Source organism: Exiguobacterium sp. s123 (genome assembly GCF_018617075.1).
Taxonomy (GTDB): Bacteria; Bacillota; Bacilli; order Exiguobacteriales; family Exiguobacteriaceae; genus Exiguobacterium; species Exiguobacterium profundum.
Genome location: NZ_JACSJL010000001.1, coordinates 82,997 through 108,342 on the forward strand (window position 1 = coordinate 82,997; position 25,346 = coordinate 108,342).

Here is a 25,346-nt window from a genome sequence, read left to right on the forward strand (position 1 = left end):
TTGACTCCCAGCAATCTTTATACTTGAATGGAAAGCACTCCATTTTATAAAGGAGAGATGACGTGAGACAATTCCATGCAACCGTCCATGGTCGAGGTGAACCTGTACTTTTCCTTCCCGGTGGAGGATTCACTGGGTCACAAGGCCAATTATTTGCCGAAGCATTACATAACGATTTCGAAGTTCACCTGTTAGATCTACCTGGATTTGGTGAAAGTGAGGGACTACATACATTCGCCACGTCCAAAGTACTCGCGGACTGGGTCGAGACGTATCGAATCTCACGACACCTTGAATCGGTTCGACTAATCGGTCATTCGATGGGAGGTGCCATCGCCCTGGCTCATGCAGTCCATTATCCAGACCAAGTCAGGCATTTGATACTTCTCGACCAAGGACATAAACCGAACGCTATGCTACCATATCGGGAATATGGCATCTTCGGATTCGCCTTACCGCTTTTACGTCTACTGTATCACCATTCACCACGACACCTCTTGAACTGGATTGAAACGAAAGTGAATAAGAGTGACCCCACGTTTTCTGAAGAGCGGTTCCAACTGTTCTGTCGACGAATCGGGGTCGAGCCGACGTTATCGATTCGTTCTGCTGTCGAGCAATCGGCCCGTCTTTCGACCGGTGGCTTACACTTGTTGTTTGGTTATGATGGATTGGATTTTAAGGACTTGTTACGACGCGTCCAAGTCCCGACGCACCTGTATTATGCGGATTTCACGGGAATTGATTTGAAGGAGGCGAAGCGAACGCTCCATCATGTCAAACGAGCGGAACGACTGCTTCATCCTTCTGTACAATTGATTGCCGTACCAGGTGGACACTTCGTTCAATGGAGCCGTCATTTCTCGATGGAAAATGTTGAGCGGTTCTTACATACATAAAACAAGACAGCGGAGAGGTTTCCGCTGTCTTGTTCGTCATGATGCCCAGTCGTGGCGCTTTAGCCAGTCGTGAAGTTGATGCTGTAGCTCAGGATGGAGCGGTTCACTGAGTTGTGAACGATAATGTTTTTTCACGTCCAAAATACTCATCTCACCATCGAAATGTTTCAACATATGGTCCATGTCCTTAATCTTTTGTACCTCGATATGCTCTACGTGAAGTGCGGCGAGCTCATCTAGATGCTCGACGTCCGTTTGAACGTCCCGGTCTCCTGTCAGTGCGAGCGTCGGAATGTTCAATTGAACCAATCGTTCTCGAAGTGACACGTCTGTGTGTGTAAGATGCTCCCGTAACCATTTGGCAGGGAACTTCATCAGCTGGATCCGCATCGTATCCTGATCCGTTGTTGTGACGCGCTCGAACAGTTTTTGTTGTTTCCCGACGACCGACTTCTCATTCAAGCTAAAGCGCAGCAGTTTACCCTTGATCCCTTTCGTACGTCCCACTTCTTCGAGCAAAGCATGTGCCTGTTCCTGCATGCTCGTCTTCAAGGCGACACCGGCACCAGACAACAGGACGAGACCAGAAACGGATTCACGTTCTGCTGCGAGTGTCGCGACGATACATCCTTCGCTATGGCCGAGAAATAAAACGTCTTGTGAGACATGGTCATGAGATTTCAGATAACAGACGACCGCCGACACGTCATCAACGAGTCCTGTTAGACCGACGCTATGTCGATTGCCACCACTCTTGCCAATCCCCCGTTTGTCATAGCGTAATGTGATGAATCCTTGTATCGTCAGCCATTCAGCTAAGTCTTTATACAAGTTTGACTTGAAGCCGGTACCGTTTCCGTCACGGTCCAATCCTCCCGTTCCTCCGATGAGGACGATGGCTGGAAAGGACGACCGTTCCTGATCGGGTGTCGTTATGGTGGCAGCAATGGTTGTTTCCCCTTGAATTAACACATTTTCTTGTTTATACATCATCCATCTCCTCCTTTTCTTCTACCGGCATGAACGTGTAGGAGAATTTCCGCAACGTACGTTCTTCAGATGGTTCATGCTTGAGCACTCCCTCTAAGAGATCGTAGAGACCTCTTAGGAATCGATCACTCTCGGCATCAGACAGATAAAGTGGGATACTCCGAAAGCCGACCTTGTCTCCTTGAAGGTCGATTTTGTCCCGCTTTAAATAGTCTCCGAAATCCATGAGCAGTGACATCGCGAACGTGTAACATATTTTATATAGTTGTTCACGATCTTCCTCTTCGACGACTTGATTGACAGCGGTCAATGGATTGTTTTGAATCGCGTACACTTTTTCATACACCCCACGTACTTTGTTCTCACTTGCGACAGATAAAATCTCGTCTTGTACCATCTTGTTGATATGGCGATAGAGGCTCGCTTGGGGCACATCGGGAAGCAACTTTGCCAACTCTCCGGTCGTCACTTGCTCGTTCATGAGAACGTGCTGAAAAATTTTCATGCGAATCGGGTTTAACAGACTTTTTAAAACGTCTTGATTCATCATCTTCACCTCATTATTATCATATTTGATAATATTATTACTTATGATAATATCATGCGTCCGAATATGTGTCTACGTCCATATAAAAAGCCGCCCTCATTGGCGGCTATACACATGTTCTTATCTCTCACAGGCGATTCCATCTTTGTCGCGATCACGTGCTTTGTTCGCGTCATATAGTGCTTTACTTACATATGGCGTGTAACGTGTCTTACCACCTTTATTTTTCGTCGTCTTTGACTTGGCTACACCACCTTTATACGTTTTGTTTAACTCTGTACAGTTTTTAAATGTCTTGACCGCTGCATCTACTGATTTTGTCGGTGTTGAAGACAATCCGATGGCTAGAATGAATGTTGAAAGTGCTAGCATGACTTTTTTCATGAAATCCCTCCTCATAGATGGTATATCGGGTAATTTTGTGTGAGTTGAATCATTCTCAAAACGACATAAAAAATCCTTCTCATTTTCTATAGAAAACAAAAAGGATATGATTCATTATTTCTTTTCAACGACACCTCGGACAATCGCGAAGAATACCCGGTTTGGAAGATAACGCTTGAGGGCAATCAAAAGGCCCGCTTGTTTACCTGCTGGATAACGGAGTCGTTTCTTCCGTTCGGTCGCGGATCGCCAAATCGTCTCAGCGACAACGTCTGGACCTTCGGCGTTCGCACCAGCGGCATTCGTGTTATGGAGCGCAACCTCTGTGTAGCCATCATATACATCGAGCGGTTGGTCACGGACGAGTTCTTGGGAACGACCGTAAAAGTCTGTCTTAATCGGTCCCGGCTCAATCAATTTCATGTCGATATTGAAAGGTGCCAACTCGAACTGGAGCGATTCGATGAATCCTTCAATCGCCCATTTTGAACTGTGATACAAGCTGTAAATTGGGAATGTGATCTGTCCACCGACGGAGGAGACGGTCACAATCCGTCCGCTCCGCTGTTTGCGGAAGTATGGGAGTGCTGCCCGAATCACATTCATGACCCCGAATACGTTCGTATCAAATTGCCGCTGAATCTGTTCGGGAGAGGCTTCCTCGAAAATCCCTACCGCTCCATACCCAGCATTGTTCAACAATACATCCATCGTTCCGTGATCCGAGACGATTTGTTCAAATGCCTCTAGGATACTCGTCTCGTTCGTCACATATAGTTAATAGAGCGACACCCCTTTTAGGTGAGACAGTTCTTGATGGTCTTCAGGTTTTCGCATCGTCGCGGCGACATGCCAACCTCGTTTGCTGAACAGTTCGACCGGTGCCCGACCGATTCCGCTCGATGCTCCTGTGATGACAATCGTTTGTTTTTGCTTCATATTCATTCCCTTAAATGTTTATATGCTTAAACGTATAAACTCATTGGTGAAAAAGAAGCCTTTCTCTCTGTTTCCAAAAAGAAAGGTCAAAGGATGCATTCGTCTTCAATCGCTCGTGTCAGTGCCTTCAGCAGTCCGACCGCGTTCTCGAGCGTCAGGAAGTAAAAGTTCTCTGTCCCGACTTTCTCCGATGAAACGATGCCCGCTTGTCGAAGTAGTTTGAGGTGATGCGAGATGGCCGGTCGAGACAACTCGATCTTTTCATCAATCTGATTGACGTTCAAGCGTTCATGTTTAGCGATCTCGACGATGATACGTTGACGATTGACATCGGCTAATACTTGGAACAACGGAATCGCATCTTCAAATAAAGATAACGAGACTTCTGGTGTGGCATCTGGTTGTTTCATATTCATCACTCCGTTTAAAAGTTTAAACGTTTAATCCTGTACTAAGAATACTAGGTGATCCGCCTTCTGTCAACGAAGTTGTTCGTACACTTCACGTAGTATGCTTGCAATCATGTGTCTCGAGTCATAATCCCGCTTGGAGATTTTGACGAGCGGCGATGGTTCGGGGAAGAGCTGAGCATTGATGTCGTCAATCGTATAGCCCGCTGCAGTTTTTGTTATCACGTTATCCGTCAAACGTTCTAGATAATCGAGCTTTTTGGTCAGTTGCTCCCTTCCCTGTTCGAGATGCCCGGCGTGTTGGCAATAAACTTCCTCGAAATTAAGACTCAGAACACGTTTGAGCGAACGAATCTGTTCAGGTACCGACTCCTCCGGAATCATCACCTTCGGATAAGGATGGACGAACAAATCACCCGAGAACAGCCGACCGTTCTCCTCGTCGTATAAGACGACGTGATTCGGTTCATGACCAGGTGTATGGATCACATGATAAGTATGATGTTCTGACGTGATCTGATTGTCATAATAGGCAATCGGCTGAAACGGTTCCGGGTCTCCTGAGAAGTGTGCCCGATAATCTGGGATATCTAGCCCCGTCCGGCACATGTCCCTGGCGGATTCTCGTATGTAAATTGGGACACCGTATGACCGTTCAAGCCAGGCTGCCGTTCCGATATGGTCTTCATGGGGGTGCGTGATGCTGACAAGATCGATTGGAACCGACTCATAAAACGGTTGAAGTTCGGGTAGCATCGTGCGTGTTCCCGTATCGATGAGCATCCCGTCGATATAATACACATACATCGACATCTCGAATGGACCGTTCTTTACGTTGGCACAAACAGCCGTCACCGGTCCATAGTTCTTTATTTGCATCATGCGTCCCTCCAATTTTTCACTTTTCTTCATTATATCGAAAAAGAGCAAAGACCTGCAGACATTTCACAGTTCTTTGCTCATCTTATTTAGAGATTCTCTCCGTTCGTCGCGATGACCCGCTTATACCAGTCGAACGAGTCTTTCTTCATCCGCTCCATCGATCCGTTCCCTTCATTGTCACGATCGACATAAATCATCCCGTACCGCTTCTTCATCTCTCCCGTCGTGAACGAGACGATGTCGATGATACCCCAAGGTGTGTACCCGATCAAATCGACCCCGTCATAGAGGACGGCTTGCTTCAATTGTTCGATATGTGCCTTCAAATAGTCGATTCTGGCCGCGTCATGAATCTTCCCGTCGACAATCTCATCGACGGCACCAAATCCATTCTCGACGATGAAGAGCGGGATTTGGTATCGATCATAGAGTCGGTTGAGCACATAACGGAGACCGACCGGGTCAATCGCCCAGCCCCAGTCACTCGACTGGATATACGGGTTCTCGACGCCGTTCGGCAAACCACCGTTGACGATATCTCCGCTGTTGTCCGCGACGACGTCACTCTTCACGGTCGTCGACATATAATAGCTGAAACCGAGATAATCGACCTTCCCATTCTGTAAAATCTCTTTGTCCCCTTCGAGGATTGGGATGTTATACCCTTCCCGCTCGAACTCGTTCAAGGCGTAACTTGGATAAAACCCACGAACTTGTACGTCCGGGAAGAAATAGCGTTGCCGCATCATCTCTTCGGCAAGCATGACATCGTCCGGGTTTGATGAATACGGATAGATTGGGACGTGAGAGACCATCGCTCCAATCTCGAAGTCAGGATTGATGGCTTTCCCTTTGGCAACGGCGAGAGCGCTCGCAATCAGTTCATGGTGTCCGGTCTGATACATGACTTCGCGGGCGTTCTCCCCTTCTTCTAAGAGGACTCCCGAATTCGTCCATAAGAAGAGTGGATTGTTGACGTCCATCTTGTTGTTGATTTCGTTGAACGTCATCCAGTATTTGACCTTGTCTTTGTAACGGTCAAAGCAGACCTCAGCGAAGCGGACGAAATGCTCGACGACTTCACGATTTCGGAATCCCCCGTATTCACGGGCAAGATGGAGCGGCATCTCAAAATGCGACAGTGTGATGATCGGTTCGATGTCGTGTTTGAGTAGCTCATCGAACAAGTCATCATAAAATTGGAGACCCGCCTCGTTCGGTTCTGCATCATCACCATTCGGGAAGATGCGGCTCCATCCGATGGAAGTACGTAAACATTTCAATCCCATCTCAGCAAAGAGGGCCACATCTTCTTTATAACGATGGTAAAAGTCAATCGCCTCATGGTTCGGATAGAATTCATTCGGTTCGACCTTGTCTGTGATCCGGCGAGCGACGCCGTGTGCACCTGCCGTCAAGACATCGACGACACTCGGTCCTTTGCCATCAGCGTCCCAACCGCCCTCGAATTGATGAGCGGCAAGCGCGCCTCCCCATAGAAAATCGTTCGGTAATGTCTTCATTGTAAGTCCTCCTTCACATGAATCGTACACGTCAAGTATAATTGTACCGGTACAATTTAACAAGGTCGATACACTTAAACATTTTTTGTTTTCTCATGATATAATAAAATCAGTGACGAAAAAGTGAGGAATGACGATGCTAAAATACCAACAAATCGCAAATGAAATCGAACAATACATCCACGAACAAAACTTAAAACAAGGCGATAAGCTCCCTGTCCTTGAGCAGATGATGAATCAATATGTGGTGAGCAAAAGCACCATCACGAAAGCTTTAGAGCTGCTTGAACGAAAGGGTGTCATTTTTCAACTGCGGGGAAGCGGCATTTTCGTCAGACGACATAATCGACCTGGCTATATGAGCCTCTTCTCCACCCAAGGGTTCAAGAGCAATCTCGGAGACCGTATCTTGACATCTGATGTGATTGATGTGTCTGTCGTGAAGCCAGACTCGACCGTTGCAGAGAATCTCGGGATTGCCGTGTCGGACGATGTGTACCGGGTCGAACGGGTGAGATATGTGGACGGGGAAGTGCTCTGTCACGAGGAATCCTATTATGTGAAAGCTATCGTCCCCTATTTGAATCGCGAAATTGTGGCAGACTCTATTTTCGATTATGTCCAAAGCGCGCTCGGCGTCACGATTGGATTTTCTGACATGTATCTACAGGTCGGGCGATTGACGGAAAGTGAAGCGGAACACCTCGGATTGCAAGAGAATGACCCGACACTTCGCATCGAGACGATCTTCCATCTCACGAATGGGAAACCATTTGACTATTCCCGCATCACCTATCATTACACACATTCACAGTTCGTCATTCAGGCGAACGGGCCCTATATGTAAAGACAACCCCTCATGCGCGCATGAGGGGTTGTTTGTCGCAAGATGAATATCACTTCACGACCGGGAGATTAACCTGTTCGACCCAATCGTCAATGAACCGACGTTGATGTTGATGTAATCGTGGTAGGTCTTCTCTTGAGAAAAATCGATGTTCGTGACTTTCGTCTGTCAATTGAGCAATTTCTCCTGAGAATGAATGGGTGTAAAAGATGACTTGAACACTATAGACGCGATCACCGTTTTCATAATTGGCATATCCCTCATCACCGGAATAGATTCCGAACAGTTTCAAATTATCCACGGAGAGCCCCGTCTCTTCGAGAGTTTCACGGATGGCTGTCTCTTCAAATGATTCCCCAGGCTCCATAACGCCACCGGGGATTCCCCAAACATGATGATCTTTTCGGTGTTGCAACAGAATTTGATTGTCCTGTTCGATGAGGACTCCACATCCTACAGTGATTAATAGATTCGATCCGATTAATTGACGCATATGCTGTATGTAACTCACTACACTCCCCCTCTGTATTTAGAATTTAAAAAATCTTGATATCCCCATTCACATGATCAATGAAATAGTACGTATCGTTAGCATCATGTGCGAGTATGAAATTTCCTAGTATATTTGGATGAAATTCAATAGTGAACGTCTCAAGCGTCTGCTCGTATGTCGGATATGAGAGGGACTGCCACACATTCTTCGCCTTCGGAATCTGAAGCTCAGGCAATAATTCGTCTTCAATCAATCCCTTCCAATCTGGGTTATGCAATATAAAGCGAAACACGTTTTCAAATGGAGCAAACGTCCCACCTAAACCAAACGCCAATTTGATGGGAAACGCGCCTCTAACCACATGTTCAAAAAATGTCTCCATTTGGACAATACCAGTTGTCGAGACACGTTTCACTTGGTTTCCTTGAAGCGTCAACCCGTCTTCGTAATAGCTCAGAATCCAATTCCTCTCTCCTCTTAAGACGATGACCTCATTTGAAGAGAGCGTCAATTCCGACTCTAACACCTCACGATTTTTGATGGTTTTGGTCATCACATGCTCTTCTTCCTGACTTTTAAAAGAGAAGCGACGTTTTCTCGAATCCCTTACAGTCCGCTTACGCTCTATATGTAATGGAAACTGTTCATTCTCCAAATGGCGAAAGATCAAGTAGGTTGCTTCTCTGTCTCTCAATGCATGACTCGGTATGACCACTAATTCTAGTGGATTATGATGATTGGATAAGTGTTTTGACATCATGTTGCTTTCCGTCTCTTGAGGAACCAATATCCGAATGGCAATATCGCTAACACAGTAAAGCCAATCAATCGGTTGGTATTCGATGTTGGCTTGTTTGACTCTTCCTCATCCGAATAGCCATCCGCTCCATCCATCATCCCTTCTTCGGCATTCCCTTCAATACTTTCATTCTCTTCAACCAATAATACTTGAAACGCCTCAGTTGAAATTTCATCTCCGCTAATCATCTGTTTTGTATTAGATGTCAACGCCGTCAACATGTCCCCATCATAATCAAACCAAGCCGATTCTTCTGTGTACTTCACGAGATCGCCTTTTACGTCCGTCAACGCTTTCGGGGTTTCTTTATCTGAACCAAACGTTGAGAACGCATATGTACCCGCTGCTTGTTCATATGTTCCGATCACGTTGACCGGTTCGTCATCTTGAAAGACGGTCGCCACATATTCTTTCGTTGGGACGAACGTACATGTTTCTCCCGTTTTGTAACAAGAGGATGACGGTACGTATGTCTCGAGTAGTGGTCCGAACGAGATGTTCTCACTGTCTGTCATATGATAATTAGCCGGATCATCTCCCTGAATATGATCCATCACAATGTCATAAAAATATGCATCTGCAAAACGTTCCGCCGAGGATTCAGTCATCTCGGCTGATACGATTGTTGTGTTTGCAAGTAGTCCGACACAACATATGAGTAAGCCCGTCATTCGTCGCATGTGTTTCTCCCTTCATCACCCTGAAGATTTCAGCAGCATCGCGTGATTGATGTGAATCAATTCGGCGTGAGGCTGTTTGTGACGACTGACATATGACGTGAATCGCGATGATGCAACAAACGCGTTCGATTCATGAATCATCGCCAGTCGGACGAGAATGAGCCGTAATTGTTTTCTTCCTTCTCCCAGTGTAACACGGTCGACTTGGTTGTTTTTGTCGAGTCGGTTGATTAACAGTTCCACTTTACAATCTTCTTTGATCAAGTAAGAGACCCAATACGCCGTCTGTTGAATCAAGTCTTCATATTGCGCATGGAGCCCGTTCCCGAGCGGACCGCTCAAATCAAGGGAAATCGTGAATGTGTCGAGATTTTGTCGTTCGAACACTTTTGCCTGTACATGACCGACTTTTGAAGTGGCGACCCAGTCAATCTGTTTAGCCGGTTCTTTCTCATATCGTTTTGCACTCTGAATCATCAACGGATCGTTCAACGGGGAGTGCTTGACGATACGGTCACCCATCCGAATCATGCGAGATTCGGTGATTGGTGACTTCGTGATGGTAGGTAACACAATCCATGAGGGCATATCCATCTCCTCATCCGTGAAAAAAAGAGTACCTAAATAAAACGGTAAGGTGACACGCATCACACACATATGAATCGAAGCAGGTCCACGCTTCACAGCCGAGACGCTCACATGATGTATGTCCTGTTCGATCCTGGTGTCGTATGCCTGTGACCCGTCCTCGAATACCATCCGTTCATTACCCTCTAGCCGAATCAATAGCGGAACACCAAGGGCAATGATTCGCTCATACCCATCAATACGGACGATACATGATGTCTCATCGTCGATGAACAAGAGATCTTCTTTCTGCCGGATGGAAAATGAGACTTCGTTTGAAAGTGTTCGAATGATTCGTTTCCGGATGAACATGACGATTAATAATGCTCCGCATACATAAGCGATGGGCCATACATAAGGTATCCACATGGTGAGGAGACCGAGACTGACATAAGCCGGCCAAAGTTGGTCTTGTAAGATGGATGGTGTACTGATTTCGACCTGTCGCATCGTTACACCTTTTCGACGGGGACAGTTACGGACTCGAGTACGTCCACCAACACTTGTCGCTTCGTCGATTTGATATCCCCTTCAAGGGTGAGGGTCAATCGGTGCGAGAGGACATGTGGCGCAACGGCTTGAACATCTTCAGGCGTGACAAACTGACGGTCGTTCAAGTACGCATAAGCTTGTGAGGCCTTGACGAGCGCGAGCGTCGCCCGTGGGCTCGCCCCGACTTCGACTAACGGGTGTTGCCTCGTCTCGTGGATGAGTGCGAGCAAATACGTGACGACATCTTCATGAATCCGGATATTCTCGACTTCTTCTTGTGCTTCTAAAAAAGCTTCATTCGTCATCAAGGCATGCACTGTCTGTCTCGTCTTTGAAATCGTCTGTAGAATCAAGTTCCGCTCTTCGTCTGCCCCAGGGTATCCGACTTGAAGGGACATGAGGAAGCGGTCGAGTTGGGCGTCCGGTAGCGTGAACGTTCCCGCCGACTCGATAGGGTTTTGCGTCGCGATGACGAAGAATGGTTTCGGTAGTTGATAGGTGACGCCACCGATAGAAACTTGGCGTTCTTCCATCGCTTCAAGCAAGGCGGATTGCGTTCTCGGAACGGCGCGGTTCACTTCATCGATGAGTAAAATATTCGTGAAGATCGGTCCGGTGCGGTTCTCGAACGTCTGGGTCTGCATATTGAAGAAGTCTGAACCGATGATGTCAGAAGGCAGCAGGTCGGCTGTGAATTGAATTCGGGCGAAGTCTGCCTCAAAGCTTTTGGCGATGCTTTTCGCAAGTAACGTCTTCCCCGTCCCAGGCACATCCTCTAGCAAGATATGGCCGTTCGCCAATAGGGCTGTGCAACATAATTTTGTGATTTCCGGTTTACCGAGGTAAATGCGGTCTAATTGGTCCAATACGTGTCGGATGGTCATGAGTTCGACTCCTTTTGTGTGCGTAGTAGGTATTCATCAAGTTGTTGGGTGAACGCTCGCTCACGTTGTGGTGAGATGTTTCCATCATCATAACGTGTCTCTAAATAGGTAAGTAGGGATGCATCGAGCTCGATTCGTTTCGCCCAAGTCGACAACGTCTCAGTTGGGCGACGACGTTTATATGGAGGTAACGCTGCTTCGAATTGAATCAACTGCTTTCGGATAGCCGATGCTGGTAATGGATGAATCGTTCGGTTTATCTGCATCGACGCGTTGTCAGAAGTCACTAGCGAGTGATCCTCGATATCTAACTCTCCCGCCTCGCTTTGTTTCTTCGAATGGCGTCGTCTTTTCCAGAGCCACCATCCGAGCAAGATAATCATTCCGGTAATCATGTATGGGAGGTAGGAGACGCTGCTCGTCTCTTCTCCTGACGGGTTTCCGTAAGAAGGGGATTGGTCCTTGATCCGCTCTTTCGGTGTACCACCTGAATCCTCTTCTGAGTCAATCATTGCTCCGTCTGGGCCGTTCCCTTCTGGTTCTTCATATGGCGCATCCCCACACCAAAAGTCGACATCCGTCACTTCGAAAATCCCTAAAAACTTTCGTTTGTCATGACAGTCGGTGATCCAACTTGTAATCTCGCTCCCTGAGATATCTAATGATTGGTAGTAACGGTATCCCAGTTGACCGGAATAGGAGATGAGGGCGACAAGTAGCAAGGAGAAAAGAATTCCTGACACAAAAATCGTTTTGGCTTGTTTCATCGGTGTTTCCGCTTATGTATATTCAGTTTGATCGTTTTCATCTGACGTGACGGCTCCTCTCATAGTTTAAATCCTTTTTTTGGAAATAGGATTAAATGGATTATACCATGAACTTTTACGGAATATTCAGTTATTTTCAGACAAGAGAAAAGCCCGTTCATTGAACGAGCAGTTGATCTATAGACTCATAAATTTTTTTCATCGCTTGAGAATAGACTCGACTTGCTTCATATGGTGTCGGTCATGTTCGATGAATTCTTCGATGATCACATGTAACGAGTAGGGGACACCTTGAGGCGGATCATGCGAGACACCATTCGCTGTCGTTTTGTAAGTCAGCGCTTCTTCACTTAAGGACTCGAGCATGGTGATGAGTGTTCGTCGACTGTTGAGGGATTCTTTCAAAACCGCGTCACATGTCAATTTTTCCGCCCTTTTCGTCGCCCGTGCGTTGAACGAGTCAAAGTCAGGGAAGATCATTCCTTCACCGTTCTTCACCGATGGGATGATGACATTCAACAGATGATTGTCCCAATGGGCGATATGTAAGACGATTTGCTTTATGGACCATTTCTCAGAGTGAATCTGTTTATTCCACTCAGATTCACTCAGCTTTTCTAACGACTTGAGCCATTCTGTGTACGATGCGAATTCTTGAATAACTTGCATCCAATCTCCTCCCCGTTCTCTTCAAATTACTGCGATTATAGCACGAACGAGTCTTTTCAAATCAAAAAAACGGCACCGTTCTTCATGAACGATGCCGTGCGTGTCTCTATAACCAGACTGGTAATGAGAAGAAAACTAAGAACAATACGGTCAAGACACCGATGACTGGACTGAGTGATCGGTAGCCCTTCTTGAACAAGATAATCATCGTGTACGCGATGAATCCGAGTCCGATCCCATCGACGATGGAATACGTGAACGGAATCATGATGATGACAAGGATTGCTGGGAAGGCATGTTCCCAGTTATCGAGTGGCAGATGCTTCACGTTCTGGAACATCATCATTCCGATGATGATCAACACCGGAGCGATCGCCGTCACCGGGATGATGGCAAAGAGCGGTAGCAATAAGAGTGATACCACATACAATCCAGACGTGACGAACGAAGCGATACCGCCTCGCGCCCCGACCGATATTCCGGCAGCCACTTCGACCGTCGAGACGGTCGGGCTTGACCCGAACATGGCCCCGGCCATCGTCGAGAGACCTTGTGCGACGAGACCTTTCGGCGCCTCTTCTTCTTTGCCGATTGCCCGTGTCTGATTCTGAATCAAGCTGATGTTTTCAATCAACAAGACGAGCGTCAGCACACCGACCGCGACGAAGAAGAGTGGAGACGCAGATTCCGCGAACGAGATGTTCCCAAATACCGTGCCGAACGATTCGAAGAACGGTGTCAACGCGAAGCTTCCCGTCCAATCGAGTGTTCCCATCACGGCACTGAGTCCGACACCGAAACCGATCGTCCAAAGGAAGCTACTCGGCCCCATCTTCAAGAACAGTAAGATGGCGACGAAGAGTGATAAAAAGGCCACCTGGACGTTACGCTCTCCGAGGTCACCGATGTGAAGCAATGCCCCACCCCCACCTGAGACAATTCCTGCCGCCTCAAGACCAATCAAAATGAGGAAGAGACCGAGACCGACCGTCAATCCGTCATGAATGATCGGTGGAAACGCGTTCGCCAATTTCCTAGCCACTTTGGTGACCGTCAACAATACGACGAGTACACCTGAGACGAACGAGACGGCGAGCGCGCTTTGCCAACTCAATCCCATCTGTAGGACGAGCGTGTACGTGAAGAGCGCATTAATCCCCATTCCCGGTAACAAGAGAAGCGGCAGATTGAAGAATCCCGCAATCAATGTCCCGATGATGCTTGTCAAAATCGCTCCGACGAGCGCCCCCTCGAACGGGAGTCCGGCTTGTGTCAAGATTGCCGCATGCACGGCCGGGATGTATGCTGTCGCCAGGAAGTTCAGCACGCCCCCGTATGTTTCTGTTTTCCATTCTGTTTGTTTTGCCATAGGAATCAATCCTTTATTGGCACCCTCACCCACCCGTGTATACACACGAGATTGATTATATCCTGTCAGACATCTAACAAGCAAGAGTGATTCGACTCAATTCCTTCTTTGGACCCATTTATGAGACCGATTCCATCAAAAGATTCATTTTATAAAACAAGAACGTTTGTTCTTATTTTCGGCGCATTTTTGCGAACAAATCTGTTATAATGAAGGGGCAGGTTAACGCAGCAATAGTGGGGTCAGCCGCCAAGTCCACAATGGAGGAAGGCGGTGGTGCGGATGGAACAACTTTGGACCTGGGTTGGGGATTATGTGATGATCCCAATCCTTGCTCCGATCATCGTTCATTTGGTGATTCACCGAACATCCGATCGTGCAACGTCTGAACGCACAAAAAAATGACCCCCTCGGCGCAATGAGATGGGTCACTTTCTGATTCACTAACCATTGTGGCGGCTGGGACCACTCTTAAAGTGGTAGCCTGTAAGCCAGAGGTCGGTGTGTCCAGCACCGGTCTCTTTCTACTTGCATCATACCATACTTTATCCGCGTTTTCAGTAAGAGAAACGTTATTTGACACGAAAATCACAAATAATCTTACCGCTCAGGATCAATCAGCCTGAGCGGTTTTCGTTCATCTCACTGTATCGGGAGAACCAGACGAGCATCGCGTCCGCATCTTCTTTCGGGATATCATCGATGGTCTCGACTGATAAGAATCCTCCACGTGTCGAGAACTGAACCGTACAAAGTCCGAATCGACGTTGCAAGAGCGATTGCTTCACTTGAATCTGTTCGATCCGTGGTTTGTCTGTCAAAAATGATTGGACGTTGAATGCTCCAGTCCGTAACTGGATGAATTGATCCGTGCGGACATATTTTGTGGTGATGTAACTGAGGACGCGTCCCCCGATGATGATGACCCATAAGAGCATGAGCCACCAGGCGTAATCTCGGAAGAAGTAAAGGACGATCCCTGATATGATAATCCCGAACCAGCTGATTCGGAGTAGCTTGATTCCTAAGGCACGTCTCGGTAATCGATGAAGTTCGTCCGACCATGTGAAGTGCGTGAAGTGTTCACGGAGTACTTGCATCGCCCGGTCACGACGAACGAACGGGAGAATCGTCGATGATTCATCTTTCAATTCATCCATCGTTCCTGCTGCGACGAGTTCGACCCCGACGATGTGGAACCAGCGACGAATGAACGTCTCTTTGATGCAAATCGCTTGAATCTTCTCATATGGAATTTCTTTCGCGCTTCGATTCAACAATCCCTTCTCGACACGAATGCGTTCCCCTCTCCGCTCAAGTCGGAAGTTCCCATACTTCAAGAAGTTGATGATCATGCCGATCACGACCGATAGCATCAACACTCCGATGACGAGAAGACCGATGGCGATGACGGACGCATGGACGACATAGTCTTCAACTTGATTAAACGCCCCATCCAAGTTGATGAAGTCGTCGATTGACGAGATAACCGTCGAGGCGACCGGGAAGATGGCGAAGACAGAGAGCGACGTGATGGATGCCAATACGATTTCACGCGTGGACAAGGCATATAACAGGCGACTTGGTACCGGTGCTGCCTGTGCAGCTGTCTCATCCGACTCTTCTGAGTCATCTACCGCAACTCCATTTTGTTTCCGGTGACGAACTTGTTCGAGGATTTCTTCCAGTCGTTTGGCTTCGGTCGGGAAGACACCCGCCAATTTGAAGGAAGCATCGTCACTATTGGCGTTCGTATCGAACGTCAATTCCACCACACCAAGCAACCGATAAAGGAACGGGCTGTTGGAATGGACGCTTTGAATCTTATAGAGTGGAAGCGATTTTTCTTTTTTCAACCAGTTCCCTTCGATGACATAGACAGTCTTTTCATCGAGGGCATATCGGAAGTTTAACCATCCGAAGAACTTCTGAACAATATCGAGTAATAGGAAGAGTAAAATCCCGACTCGGATGATGATACCGAATGTCGAGTCCCAGTCGTTATTGAGCACAAAGAGTAAGACGATTGGAATGGCGAACGACTTGATGACTTCGAGAATACGCAGCACCAAAACGCGACTCGGGAGTCGATGCCATGTTAACGCGGTCTCGGTCATACGACATCCTCCTCTTCGATGCGTGCATAGATGGCAATCTGTTCACGGAGTGTCTTGGCGAATGACTCTTCGATTGCATAGATTTCGTGAGAACCGGCCGCTGTCCCGATGGTGATGGTCTGTAACCCGTATTTACGGAGAAGCGGTCCTTGTTCCGCATGAACATATTGGACCTTTGTCATCGGGATGAGCACATCGTGTGTCGTGATGATCCCATGGTGAATCCGAATCTCGAGAGGCTGAACGTCATACGTGAATCGTTCTTGTTTCCACTTTTGGAACCAGATGAGATCAATCAAGCTATAGACGACATCGATGACGACTAGCACGATCAAACCAATCTGTATCCAAGTCGGCCAGTCGAACCAGTAAGCGGCCGCCACGAGAGCACCTGTGACAAGAAGTCCGATGAGATAAAAAATCGCACTTGATAACCGGAAGACGGCACGTGCCTCGATTGGAAGTGTGCCGCTGATTCGTTGTGGTGTGACACCTTCTTCAGGTGTCGGTGTTGTTTCTGACATGGTGAATCCCCCTATCGTTCTTATGTATCTGTCTTTATTTTATACGCTGAAGCCACAAAAAGGTTTCGTATTGAACGAAAACAAGAAACGAGCCGAATATCGGCCCGATTCTCAGTCTTCAAAAAACCATTTCTTACGTGGTTCCACTTTTAGGTTGTCTCCATGTTTCTTCATTTCAGTGACAAGGTAGCGTTCGAGTTCATTCATTGCTTTGACCCAGTCAGTCATCGTCGCCACGAGCGGCACGACGATGAGAATGAGTTCTTCCTCTTCTTCTCTCATCTTCTCAATCATTAACTTCGCAAAGTCAAAGTTCTCATGGATGAGATCCTCTTCTCGATCGATGAGGTGCTCGTTCTCGAGCTCGTAGGCTGAAAACAGACGCTCATGTCGCCGCAACAAGTGACGAATGTGGCGATACAGCTCTTCGCTCAATTGTGGAGGAAGTTGTTCAATCGTATGAAAATCATGATCGAGCTTCTCGATGACATGGAGCGCGGCACGGTTCGTCTCAATCATTTTAGACTTCAGGACAGCTCGACGAAAGATCGGGGTCTTCTTCTCAAGCCATCGATTCGCTTTAATTTCTTCTTCAAAATAGGCATACGTTTGTTTTGAGTCGCTATGCAACTTTTTCGCCTCTGGTAACGATTCGAATGAGGAGCGGCCGCCTTCCGTCTCCGCAAACAAGCGTGCGATCCGAACAACCATTTGAAATGTGTCGGTGATTTGGGCTTCGAGTTTCCGTTCGTAGCGAGGTGGGAACAACAGTGCATTCACAATCAATGCGACCGTAATCCCCATCATAATGAGTAGATAACGTTCACCCGCAAACACCCACACTGGCATATCCGACTGGCTCGCCCCTTCCATGATGAGAATCGTCGTCAAGATGACGGTCCGTGTCGTCGATTCTAAATTTAAAAAGAGAAGAATGGAGATGGCGATGATGATGACGAATCCGATAGCGATTGGTGTCGGATTCGGAGTGAGTAGCAGAAATAAGACGGAGAGTAATGCTCCAATCAGGTTCCCTTTCATCTCTTCAATTAATCGTAGTCCGGTCTGATAGACAGACGGAAGCAGTGCGAGCGATGCGGCCAGTGCCGGGACGACGATTTGTTGGAATTGAAATGCCTCGGCAATCAGCAAGACGATTGCGACCGATAGTCCGGTCTTAATAGTTCTAGCCCCAAATTTCATGTAGTGGTGCCTTCCTCTCTTACACCTGTCATATGTATTTTTTGCCTTCTTCTTCAATTCTAAAACGTACCATATTCTTTTCAAGTGGAAATGAACCATTTCAGGCAGTTTTGTGAACGCTTCCGTGTTATGATGGCGTTGGATATTTCTTTCATCTTGATGGGGAGGGGTTTACTTGTCAACAATTGCTTTATTCGGCGGAAGTGGCCGTACAGGGGAACGGATACTTGAGCGTTTATTAAATCAAGGACATGACGTCAAACTTTTAACAAGACATTCGATGGATTCTAAGGAGGGTGTCAACCAAATCATCGGAGACGCGACGGACCAAGCAGCAGTACGAGAAACGGTTCAATCTGCAGACGTCGTCATCTCGGCGTTAGGGACGGACAAACAGAACGTATTGTCTACATTCACACCACTCGTGATCGAAGCGATGAAACAATTTAACGTAACACGCATCATCACGGTCGGGACCGCCGGCATCTTACAGGCTCATGATAGCGACAACTATCGCTTTGAAACGAAAGAATCGAAGCGTACGATGACAACCGCAGCCGAAGATCATGCCCGTGCTTATGAGTTATTACGGGATTCAGGTTTAGCCTTCACAATCATATGTCCGACTCAACTGATCGATGAGCAATCGGACGGAGACATCATCATCTCAAAAAAGGTATTAGGCACGAAACAATCAGGTCCAATCTCGAGGAACGATGTCGCCGATTTAGCAATGGATTGTTTAACGAATGATGCATATGTCGGACACCGTGTCGGCATCACGACGGAATCATAATTAGGGGATGGGAAACATGCACGAACAACGAGAACAATTAGCACGACTCGCTTTAACGTTTGAACAAGAGGAGATGACGGACGCTGCACGACTCGCTCGGACAGCCCTACAAAAAGTAACGAATGAAGAAGTCTGGATTGCCGTCTGTGGTCACTTCTCAGCCGGGAAGTCGACATTGCTCAACGACTGGCTAGAGGACGGATTCCTTCCGACAAGTCCGATTCCGACAAGTGCCAATATCGTCACATTGCGAGGTGGAGAATCTGCGGCAGCTGTCGCGATCAATGATACGGACTGGATTTCATTAGACCCTTCTTCCCTATCAAACATCAGTGACTATTGCAAAGTCGAGGAAATTAAGGAAGTCGAGTATACGATTGACCGATTCCCGTTTGATGAACACGTCGTGTTGATGGATACGCCAGGGATTGACTCAACGGATGAACGACATCGCCAAGCGACGGAGCGCTCGCTCTTCTTGGCCGATCACTTGTTCTTCATGATGGACTACAACCATGTCCAATCGGAACAAAACATCGGGCTGATGAAACAATTTAGCCGGGAAGGTCGTCCCTATTCCATCATCATTAACCAAATCGACAAGCATGATGAGGATGAGCTTTCCTTTGTGGACTTCAAAGCCTCATTGACGAAGGCGTTCCGTCATCATGACATCATACCAAATGACACGTTCTACATCTCACTTCGTGATTTTAAGCATCCACATAACGAAGTCGAGCGCTTGCGGTCGTATGTGCGACAAGTCATCACGGACTCGAGACAGCAGCAAGTCGAGCATGCGGATGCATTGATTCATACGCTAGTCCGCCGCAACGAAACATCGATTCAATCGACGTTGGATCAATTGCCAACTTATGAAAAGAGTCCGAAGGAAATGCAGTCACGTCTACATCGCCTTGAGAAGAAACGGGCATGGTGGACATCATTCCGTCGCGAATTTTTCAAACATCAGGCACCAATCGTCGAAAGTGCACCGATCATGACTTATGAGTTCCGTGAGTTATTACGCTCTTATCTCGAGAGTTGTTCTCCTTCTTTCAAGGTCGGACTATTGTTCTCGAAAGAGAAGACGAAGCAGGAACGAGCTCGTCGTGAGGAAGTGGCCGCCAAAGAGTTCAACCGTCTGATTGATATGAACTTACGACCGCACCTCGTGAAGTACGCGGAAGACATCATCCGAGATTTGAAACTTCCAGAGACCTTGCTACCGAAAGGCGATGTCCTCCCGATTGCACCGAGCTCACTCATCACCGAACAAGTGAAATCCGGCGCATCCCTAAGTGGTGACACGGTGTTACAGTTCAGTCGTGACATCGAGACGGCCCTTGCGTCATGGGTGACGAAAGTATCTGAACCTTGGGTCCATTCGACGGATACGTACATGAAAGCGGAAGTCGACATGCGCTTGGAACAATTTACGACTGAAGAGGAAGCGTTGTATGAAGCGCTCGATACGGAAGCGTTACGGATTCGTCTTTCGAACCGTCTGAATGCTATCGGTCAATATGAAGTGTTGCAACTTGATTCAATTCGGTTAGATCAGTTGGCCGTTCGAAACTATGTTGATGCAACGTATCTCCCCGAAAAACAGTCGAATGTTGTTGAATCAGAGGTTGCATCGACGTCGATTTTGGAAGATGATTATCATTTATTTAATTTTGATTTTTCTTATGAAAATGCGGTATGTGAAATATTAGAGGATCATCCGTTATTCCGCTCCCGTGTCTCGACATTACGCAAGAAAATCGAGCGTGCGAAGCATGAACAGTACACGTTCGCCATCTTCGGAGCATTTTCGGCTGGAAAGTCCTCGACTCTCAATGCGCTATTCGGTGAGACGGTATTACCGACGTCCCCTAACCCGTTGACGGCATCCATCACAAAGATCGTCCCGCCGAACGGACGGACGAATCGAACGGCATCAATCACCTTCAAATCACACGATGAACTCGAAGAAGAGTTACAAGGTTATGGGACTTCCCTCACCTCGCTCGATGTCGACCACCCGTTCGTCAATGCGGTAAAAGCGGCACCGCTCGATTATCTCGGACAAACGGAAATCGTCGACTATGACACGTTCTGCGCGTTCGTCGCACAAGAAGAGAAAAGCTGTATCGTGAAAGAAATCGAACTATATCTCGACTCCCCTTGGGCACGACGTGGTATCGTCTTCGTCGATACGCCAGGTGCCGATTCACAGTTCAACCGACATAGCGAGGTACAGTTCGGCTACATGCGTGACGCGGACGCCGTCTTGTTCGTCACGTACTATAATCATGCGTTCACGGAAGCGGACCGGGAGCTCGTCATTCAGCTCGGACGGGTCCAAGGGACGGGAGATCACGAGATGTTCTTCCTCGTGAACGCCTCTGATCTTGCGACAGATGACGAGGAGCGGGATGCGGTCACAAGCTATGTCTCACAACAGTTGACCGCGCTCGGTGTTCGGAGACCAAGCGTTCTCCCCATCTCAAGCCGAAACGCCATGCAGGGGGATGACGAAGGATTCGATCGATTCGTCTCAACACTTGAACGCTATGTCGACAAAGACCTTCGTCTCGCCAACGCGATGCGTATACAGGAAGAAACGACAGCGCTACTCGCTGCATTTGATCGTGTTTTGAATGAAGCGAAAGAAGACGCGTCGGCGAAAGAACATCGTCGCCAGCAGTTAATCGCTTTACTCGAGAACCCACCGGCACTCGATGTGTCAGCACTCATCGATTTGTTTGACCGGGAAGCGAAAGAACTCCTCGCCCATCTCGAGACGCGTTCGCTCCTCCGCCTCTCGGACTTCGTCAAGGAAACGTTCCATCCGGTCGAGGTCGATGGGTCAAGGAAGAGCTTGGAGCGTGCCCTCGGACGGACACTCGATAAGTATGCCTATGACATCCAGCAAGAGCTCCAAGTGTTCCAATATCGGTTGGAGCGATACGTTAAACGCGAGTTCGTCGCCTTGGTCGAACGATTGACAGAACGTCAAGCGTCTCTCCTTCCGACGCTTGAATTCGACCGAGATCTCGGCGTGGCATGGCTACGAGAGGCTATCGAACCGATTCATCTCGAGACATCACCCTATCAGTCGGTGTTGAAGCGCTATAAGAATGCGAGTCAATTTTTCGAGGGAGACGGACGGACACAACTGAAAGATGAGTTGACCTCACTGCTTCGCGATATGATTCGGTCGCGTCTTGAAACGATTCACTCGAAACAAGTCGAGCGGGCCAACGAAGAAATCAAGAAATCCGAAATCGAGATTGAACGAGAATGGTCGACTCAAGTGACGGAAATCGCAGATGCAGAGCTCAGCATGTTGACGGACAACCATTCCTTTGATGAGATGCATGAACGTCTCGAGTCGCTCAGAAAGGAAACCGTATGAGTACGTTACTACTAATCGGACTCATTCCCGCTGTCGTTATGACGATTGTCTTGGGACTCTTCCTGAGATATCTCTATTTGAACAATGAATAACAGGAACGGTCCTTGATGTCCACATGACATCAAGGACCGTTTTGTACTTATTTGTCCGCCGGATAGACCACGCCAAGCTGTGTTCGAACGTTCGTCATCACATCAGCAAGACGAACCATGTCTGTTGCTGAATGCGCAACTGTCTCTAAATTCCTAGCTTCGATTGCTCGCACAAACGTTTCGATCTCATAGGACATCGGAGCATTCTGTGATTCTGATACGATTTCTGACGTGCCCTCCCGTAACTCTAGACGGACTTCATCGCACGTCGCGATATCATTGATGACGATACGCCCTTTTTCTCCGATGATCTCAGAAGGCGTCGATGTCGCATGGATCTTTGAGTGCATGACAATCACATCAAGGTCATCATAGGAGAGAATGACCGTTCCGCTCCCGTCCACTCCCGATTCTAACGTAACCCCGCTCGCCTGGACTTCATTCGGCTGACCGAACAGTTTTAAGGCAGGTCCGAGGAGATAGACACCGAGGTCCATCAACGAGCCGTTCGAAAACTCAGGATTGAACGTGTTTGGATTTTCCCCGTTCTTGTACAGGTCGTATCGTGAAGAATACTGTGATTTATTGAAAACGGCCCGACGCACCGGAGCAATTCGCTCCATCGCCTGTTGAACCCGTTCAAGGTTCGGCATGAACAGATTTCGTAGTGCTTCAAGTAAGACGACCTCGTTCTCCTTCGCGACTTCAATCATACGAGTGACTTCCTGGACGTTTGAGGCGAGCGGTTTTTCACAGAGGACGTGTTTGCCATGCTGCATGAATAAGATGCTCTGTTCGGCGTGAAGTGAGTTCGGGCTCGCAATATAGATGGCATCGATGACATCACTCTGAGCCATTTCTTCAAGTGACGTGAACGTATGTAAGATGGAGTGATTTTCTGCGTATTCTTTAACACGTGATTCCGTGCGCGAGTAGAGTGCTGTCACTTCTACGTCATCCAACTGATTGATTGTGTCAATAAACCAGTCTGTGATGAAATTTGTACCAATGATGCCGAAACGAATCATGTGAATTCCTCATTTCTGTTCTTTCAGTTTTTTGATGAGTAAAATTTCATCCAATAATGGAATCTTATCATATCCGACATGTGGGATTGTCGCTTTCAGTTTTCTTGCCCGCGTCACCGCATCATGAATGATTCGTTCTAGACGATAGCCACGACGTTGATAAAAGCCAAGCGCTCTCAAATTATCATTGGTTGTGATGACGATTAATTGCTTAACTCCGTGCTGCATACCAATTTCTTCAACAGCATGGAGTAAGTGAGAGCCGATCCCACTATTCTCTATCAGACTATCAAGAGATATGATTTCTACTTCTTCATCCCGAATAACATACGTAACAAGACCGTGAATTTGATTTGTTTTCATGTAGACAAATCCTTCGAGCTCTGCACAATCGTATGTTCCCGAAGAAACGACCATTTAAGTTGAACCCCAATGTTTAACAAAAAAATAGCGGATATCTTCTTGCATACAAGTATTGATTGGTACAATCATTTAGTTCATCCCTGTCTATATATGATTAAAAATACGGTATTCGAAATATATTTCAAGCTAATATACTCTCTTATTATTTGGTTTCATTCTGAAAGACTTCGGCACGTCTCCTCTCCTTAATCGGCCAACGATAAGTCTTTTCCTCATTTCCGACATAGGCTACACCGTTTTCAATAGTCAACGAGGAACAGTCAAGGAGATGACGTGGCATCGGATAAGAGTCAATCCGTCCGTCCACTTGGACATGAACGAGACGACCGTCGATTGAAGAGATGACCCACACCCCCTTCTCTGATGCACACATCACGTCACAATCATGAAGGACCGGGGCATTTCTGACTTCTTGATTATAGTGAAAACGTACGGTTCCCTCTGTTGAGAAGCAGACGAGTGCCTCGGTCGAGATCCCTTCTCCAAAGATACCCTCGTCCCCATACCCGATCCAGATTCCCGTTTCATTTATAACGACTACTGCAATCGCGTTACCTGCGTGAAATGAATGTTTGATGTCTCCGTCTGCATCTAACACCCACGCATTGATCGGTTCTCCTTCTAACGTAAACGCCCAGATGAACAAGTGATTCTCGTCAATGATTCGAATACCTGCCACATATTCATGCCGTTTGAAGTCCATAATCAACCCATTCCAATGGATGTAGAATTGATGATTGGTCTTGACCAAACGAGCGGAACCCATCGGCTTCCGCGTATCGGAATCAACCACCTCTATTTCATCGTTCATACACAATCACCCCTTACCGTCTTCGAATCGCTTAAACTCCAATGCTGCTCGAAATTGTCTAGATTCTTCATCACTCACCACTTCGTCTATATATCTCGATTTCCAATAAGGCGAAAGGTCCAACTCTTCCACTCCGATTCGCTTGAACCAATCCAACACCGTCTCATTCGATTGATGTCTTGAGGCAATCGGCAAGTCCAGATTGAACTGGATGAGCGCATTCCGAACCGCATTATCGGTCCATTGAACCTCTTTGGATTCCACAAATCCATTTGCTTTAGCCTTACGCCCTTTTCGTTTTACGGTGCCACTCGAGAAATCAATAGTCGAGACGACACGCTTTCTTTTCCGTAGCATGCTGAGCGTCAAAATCAGGAGAACAATCAAACCCCCAATAAGGAACCATAACCAGTATGAATTTCCCGACTCGGTTACTGTCCCTCCTGTTTCGAACGTATAGTCTAAAAAGTCATTCTTCAAGAATTGAAAACCCTCATCATCTTTCAGACGAAACTTCCCTCCATGTTCATCACTGCTGGCTCCGTCCTCTCCAGAAAAAAGAAGCACGATTCCACCTTTTGTCGGGTCGTGAAACCATTCCCAAAACAGTCGGACCAGATAGATGGATCCAGTCACCAACATCAAACTACTTAACATGACCATCAATAATCGGATTGAAAATCGCATCGTAACCTCCGTCACACATTATGTAATATCGTAACACGACATACGACGAATTGTCAGAAAA

The 25,346-nt window shown here is 47.3% G+C and carries 25 protein-coding genes and 1 pseudogene; 4 read left to right on the forward strand and 22 right to left on the reverse strand.

Annotated elements, in window-relative coordinates; all coding sequences use genetic code 11:
• The first annotated feature begins 62 nt into the window (after positions 1-62).
• The gene (locus KNO72_RS00435; protein ID WP_214757007.1) at positions 63-899 is read left to right on the forward strand and encodes an alpha/beta hydrolase; all 837 of its coding nucleotides are present in this window, start codon (positions 63-65) and stop codon (positions 897-899) included.
• Between the two features lie 36 nt (positions 900-935).
• Here KNO72_RS00435 and KNO72_RS00440 read toward each other — a convergent pair whose 3' ends face one another.
• From KNO72_RS00440 to bglA, 7 genes and pseudogenes are all read right to left on the reverse strand, one after another.
• A complete protein-coding gene (locus tag KNO72_RS00440; protein WP_214757008.1) occupies positions 936-1,889 on the reverse strand; it encodes an alpha/beta hydrolase in 954 nt (317 codons plus the stop codon).
• A complete protein-coding gene (locus KNO72_RS00445; RefSeq protein ID WP_214757009.1) occupies positions 1,882-2,436 on the reverse strand; it encodes a helix-turn-helix domain-containing protein in 555 nt (184 codons plus the stop codon). The genes KNO72_RS00440 and KNO72_RS00445 overlap by 8 nt, the downstream gene beginning before the upstream one ends.
• A gap of 120 nt (positions 2,437-2,556) precedes the next feature.
• Complete coding sequence (locus tag KNO72_RS00450; protein ID WP_214757010.1) at positions 2,557-2,820, reverse strand: excalibur calcium-binding domain-containing protein; 264 nt, start codon at positions 2,818-2,820, stop codon at positions 2,557-2,559.
• Between the two features lie 114 nt (positions 2,821-2,934).
• Positions 2,935-3,765, reverse strand: a pseudogene (locus KNO72_RS00455) (SDR family oxidoreductase).
• 80 nt (positions 3,766-3,845) lie between these two features.
• Positions 3,846-4,169: an ArsR/SmtB family transcription factor gene (locus tag KNO72_RS00465; RefSeq protein ID WP_074037016.1), complete on the reverse strand. Its 324-nt coding sequence runs from the start codon at positions 4,167-4,169 to the stop codon at positions 3,846-3,848.
• A 69-nt stretch (positions 4,170-4,238) separates the two neighbouring features.
• Positions 4,239-5,048 (reverse strand): MBL fold metallo-hydrolase, encoded by an 810-nt coding sequence (locus KNO72_RS00470; protein WP_251028249.1) that lies wholly within the window; start codon positions 5,046-5,048, stop codon positions 4,239-4,241.
• A gap of 89 nt (positions 5,049-5,137) precedes the next feature.
• The gene (bglA, locus tag KNO72_RS00475; RefSeq protein ID WP_214757014.1) at positions 5,138-6,574 is read right to left on the reverse strand and encodes a 6-phospho-beta-glucosidase BglA; all 1,437 of its coding nucleotides are present in this window, start codon (positions 6,572-6,574) and stop codon (positions 5,138-5,140) included.
• Positions 6,575-6,710: 136 nt separating this feature from the next.
• Between bglA and KNO72_RS00480 the strand changes: the two genes are divergently transcribed.
• Positions 6,711-7,421, forward strand: a complete 711-nt coding sequence (locus tag KNO72_RS00480; RefSeq protein ID WP_214757015.1) for a GntR family transcriptional regulator — start codon at positions 6,711-6,713, stop codon at positions 7,419-7,421.
• Between the two features lie 49 nt (positions 7,422-7,470).
• On the opposite strand, the gene KNO72_RS00485 is transcribed toward KNO72_RS00480, so the two are convergent.
• The 11 genes from KNO72_RS00485 to KNO72_RS00535 form a co-directional block, all read right to left on the reverse strand.
• Positions 7,471-7,932, reverse strand: a complete 462-nt coding sequence (locus tag KNO72_RS00485) for an NUDIX hydrolase (protein WP_214688721.1) — start codon at positions 7,930-7,932, stop codon at positions 7,471-7,473.
• Positions 7,933-7,957: 25 nt separating this feature from the next.
• Positions 7,958-8,467 (reverse strand): hypothetical protein, encoded by a 510-nt coding sequence (locus tag KNO72_RS00490; RefSeq protein WP_214757016.1) that lies wholly within the window; start codon positions 8,465-8,467, stop codon positions 7,958-7,960.
• A gap of 203 nt (positions 8,468-8,670) precedes the next feature.
• A complete protein-coding gene (locus KNO72_RS00495) occupies positions 8,671-9,393 on the reverse strand; it encodes a hypothetical protein (protein WP_214757017.1) in 723 nt (240 codons plus the stop codon).
• Positions 9,394-9,408: 15 nt separating this feature from the next.
• On the reverse strand, positions 9,409-10,470 hold the full coding sequence (locus KNO72_RS00500; protein ID WP_214757019.1) for a DUF58 domain-containing protein: 1,062 nt from the start codon (positions 10,468-10,470) through the stop codon (positions 9,409-9,411).
• A 2-nt stretch (positions 10,471-10,472) separates the two neighbouring features.
• Positions 10,473-11,396, reverse strand: coding sequence for an AAA family ATPase (locus tag KNO72_RS00505; RefSeq protein ID WP_214757020.1), 924 nt, complete (start codon positions 11,394-11,396; stop codon positions 10,473-10,475).
• Positions 11,393-12,163, reverse strand: coding sequence for a hypothetical protein (locus tag KNO72_RS00510; protein WP_214757021.1), 771 nt, complete (start codon positions 12,161-12,163; stop codon positions 11,393-11,395). Before KNO72_RS00510 ends, KNO72_RS00505 begins: the two co-directional genes overlap by 4 nt.
• 198 nt (positions 12,164-12,361) lie before the next feature.
• Positions 12,362-12,832, reverse strand: a complete 471-nt coding sequence (locus tag KNO72_RS00515) for a DinB family protein (protein WP_214757022.1) — start codon at positions 12,830-12,832, stop codon at positions 12,362-12,364.
• Between the two features lie 106 nt (positions 12,833-12,938).
• Positions 12,939-14,201: an NCS2 family permease gene (locus tag KNO72_RS00520; protein WP_214684303.1), complete on the reverse strand. Its 1,263-nt coding sequence runs from the start codon at positions 14,199-14,201 to the stop codon at positions 12,939-12,941.
• A gap of 617 nt (positions 14,202-14,818) precedes the next feature.
• A complete protein-coding gene (locus KNO72_RS00525; RefSeq protein WP_214684305.1) occupies positions 14,819-16,318 on the reverse strand; it encodes a PH domain-containing protein in 1,500 nt (499 codons plus the stop codon).
• Positions 16,315-16,842, reverse strand: a complete 528-nt coding sequence (locus KNO72_RS00530) for a PH domain-containing protein (RefSeq protein ID WP_214684307.1) — start codon at positions 16,840-16,842, stop codon at positions 16,315-16,317. Before KNO72_RS00530 ends, KNO72_RS00525 begins: the two co-directional genes overlap by 4 nt.
• A 111-nt stretch (positions 16,843-16,953) precedes the next feature.
• Positions 16,954-18,045 carry an FUSC family protein gene (locus KNO72_RS00535; RefSeq protein ID WP_214684309.1) on the reverse strand — a complete coding sequence of 364 codons (1,092 nt, stop codon included), beginning with the start codon at positions 18,043-18,045 and terminating at the stop codon, positions 16,954-16,956.
• A gap of 175 nt (positions 18,046-18,220) precedes the next feature.
• Between KNO72_RS00535 and KNO72_RS00540 the strand changes: the two genes are divergently transcribed.
• Together KNO72_RS00540 and KNO72_RS00545 are read left to right on the forward strand one after the other, a co-directional pair.
• Positions 18,221-18,841, forward strand: coding sequence for an NAD(P)-dependent oxidoreductase (locus tag KNO72_RS00540; protein ID WP_078146895.1), 621 nt, complete (start codon positions 18,221-18,223; stop codon positions 18,839-18,841).
• Between the two features lie 16 nt (positions 18,842-18,857).
• Positions 18,858-22,244 (forward strand): dynamin family protein, encoded by a 3,387-nt coding sequence (locus KNO72_RS00545; RefSeq protein ID WP_214757023.1) that lies wholly within the window; start codon positions 18,858-18,860, stop codon positions 22,242-22,244.
• Positions 22,245-22,383: 139 nt separating this feature from the next.
• Here KNO72_RS00545 and KNO72_RS00550 read toward each other — a convergent pair whose 3' ends face one another.
• The 4 genes from KNO72_RS00550 to KNO72_RS00565 form a co-directional block, all read right to left on the reverse strand.
• Positions 22,384-23,364, reverse strand: coding sequence for a Gfo/Idh/MocA family protein (locus KNO72_RS00550; RefSeq protein ID WP_214757025.1), 981 nt, complete (start codon positions 23,362-23,364; stop codon positions 22,384-22,386).
• 9 nt (positions 23,365-23,373) lie between these two features.
• Positions 23,374-23,781, reverse strand: coding sequence for a GNAT family N-acetyltransferase (locus KNO72_RS00555; protein WP_371815822.1), 408 nt, complete (start codon positions 23,779-23,781; stop codon positions 23,374-23,376).
• 148 nt (positions 23,782-23,929) lie between these two features.
• Positions 23,930-24,598, reverse strand: coding sequence for a hypothetical protein (locus KNO72_RS00560; RefSeq protein WP_214757026.1), 669 nt, complete (start codon positions 24,596-24,598; stop codon positions 23,930-23,932).
• 6 nt (positions 24,599-24,604) lie between these two features.
• Entirely contained in the window at positions 24,605-25,285 is a 681-nt protein-coding gene (locus KNO72_RS00565; protein WP_214757027.1) for a hypothetical protein, read from the reverse strand.
• Positions 25,286-25,346: the final 61 nt, after the last annotated feature.

Bases quoted from the DNA above. Each gene is read 5' to 3' on its own strand.
- KNO72_RS00440 (WP_214757008.1), bottom strand. From the start codon at position 1,889: ATGTATAAACAAGAAAATGTGTTAATTCAAGGGGAAACAACCATTGCT.
- KNO72_RS00445 (WP_214757009.1), bottom strand. From the start codon at position 2,436: ATGAATCAAGACGTTTTAAAAAGTCTGTTAAACCCGATTCGCATGAAA.
- KNO72_RS00450 (WP_214757010.1), bottom strand. From the start codon at position 2,820: ATGAAAAAAGTCATGCTAGCACTTTCAACATTCATTCTAGCCATCGGA.
- KNO72_RS00465 (WP_074037016.1), bottom strand. From the start codon at position 4,169: ATGAAACAACCAGATGCCACACCAGAAGTCTCGTTATCTTTATTTGAA.
- KNO72_RS00470 (WP_251028249.1), bottom strand. From the start codon at position 5,048: ATGCAAATAAAGAACTATGGACCGGTGACGGCTGTTTGTGCCAACGTA.
- bglA (WP_214757014.1), bottom strand. From the start codon at position 6,574: ATGAAGACATTACCGAACGATTTTCTATGGGGAGGCGCGCTTGCCGCT.
- KNO72_RS00480 (WP_214757015.1), top strand. From the start codon at position 6,711: ATGCTAAAATACCAACAAATCGCAAATGAAATCGAACAATACATCCAC.
- KNO72_RS00490 (WP_214757016.1), bottom strand. From the start codon at position 8,467: ATGACCAAAACCATCAAAAATCGTGAGGTGTTAGAGTCGGAATTGACG.
- KNO72_RS00495 (WP_214757017.1), bottom strand. From the start codon at position 9,393: ATGCGACGAATGACGGGCTTACTCATATGTTGTGTCGGACTACTTGCA.
- KNO72_RS00500 (WP_214757019.1), bottom strand. From the start codon at position 10,470: ATGCGACAGGTCGAAATCAGTACACCATCCATCTTACAAGACCAACTT.
- KNO72_RS00505 (WP_214757020.1), bottom strand. From the start codon at position 11,396: ATGACCATCCGACACGTATTGGACCAATTAGACCGCATTTACCTCGGT.
- KNO72_RS00510 (WP_214757021.1), bottom strand. From the start codon at position 12,163: ATGAAACAAGCCAAAACGATTTTTGTGTCAGGAATTCTTTTCTCCTTG.
- KNO72_RS00515 (WP_214757022.1), bottom strand. From the start codon at position 12,832: ATGCAAGTTATTCAAGAATTCGCATCGTACACAGAATGGCTCAAGTCG.
- KNO72_RS00520 (WP_214684303.1), bottom strand. From the start codon at position 14,201: ATGGCAAAACAAACAGAATGGAAAACAGAAACATACGGGGGCGTGCTG.
- KNO72_RS00525 (WP_214684305.1), bottom strand. From the start codon at position 16,318: ATGACCGAGACCGCGTTAACATGGCATCGACTCCCGAGTCGCGTTTTG.
- KNO72_RS00530 (WP_214684307.1), bottom strand. From the start codon at position 16,842: ATGTCAGAAACAACACCGACACCTGAAGAAGGTGTCACACCACAACGA.
- KNO72_RS00535 (WP_214684309.1), bottom strand. From the start codon at position 18,045: ATGAAATTTGGGGCTAGAACTATTAAGACCGGACTATCGGTCGCAATC.
- KNO72_RS00545 (WP_214757023.1), top strand. From the start codon at position 18,858: ATGCACGAACAACGAGAACAATTAGCACGACTCGCTTTAACGTTTGAA.
- KNO72_RS00550 (WP_214757025.1), bottom strand. From the start codon at position 23,364: ATGATTCGTTTCGGCATCATTGGTACAAATTTCATCACAGACTGGTTT.
- KNO72_RS00555 (WP_371815822.1), bottom strand. From the start codon at position 23,781: ATGGTCGTTTCTTCGGGAACATACGATTGTGCAGAGCTCGAAGGATTT.
- KNO72_RS00560 (WP_214757026.1), bottom strand. From the start codon at position 24,598: ATGAACGATGAAATAGAGGTGGTTGATTCCGATACGCGGAAGCCGATG.
- KNO72_RS00565 (WP_214757027.1), bottom strand. From the start codon at position 25,285: ATGCGATTTTCAATCCGATTATTGATGGTCATGTTAAGTAGTTTGATG.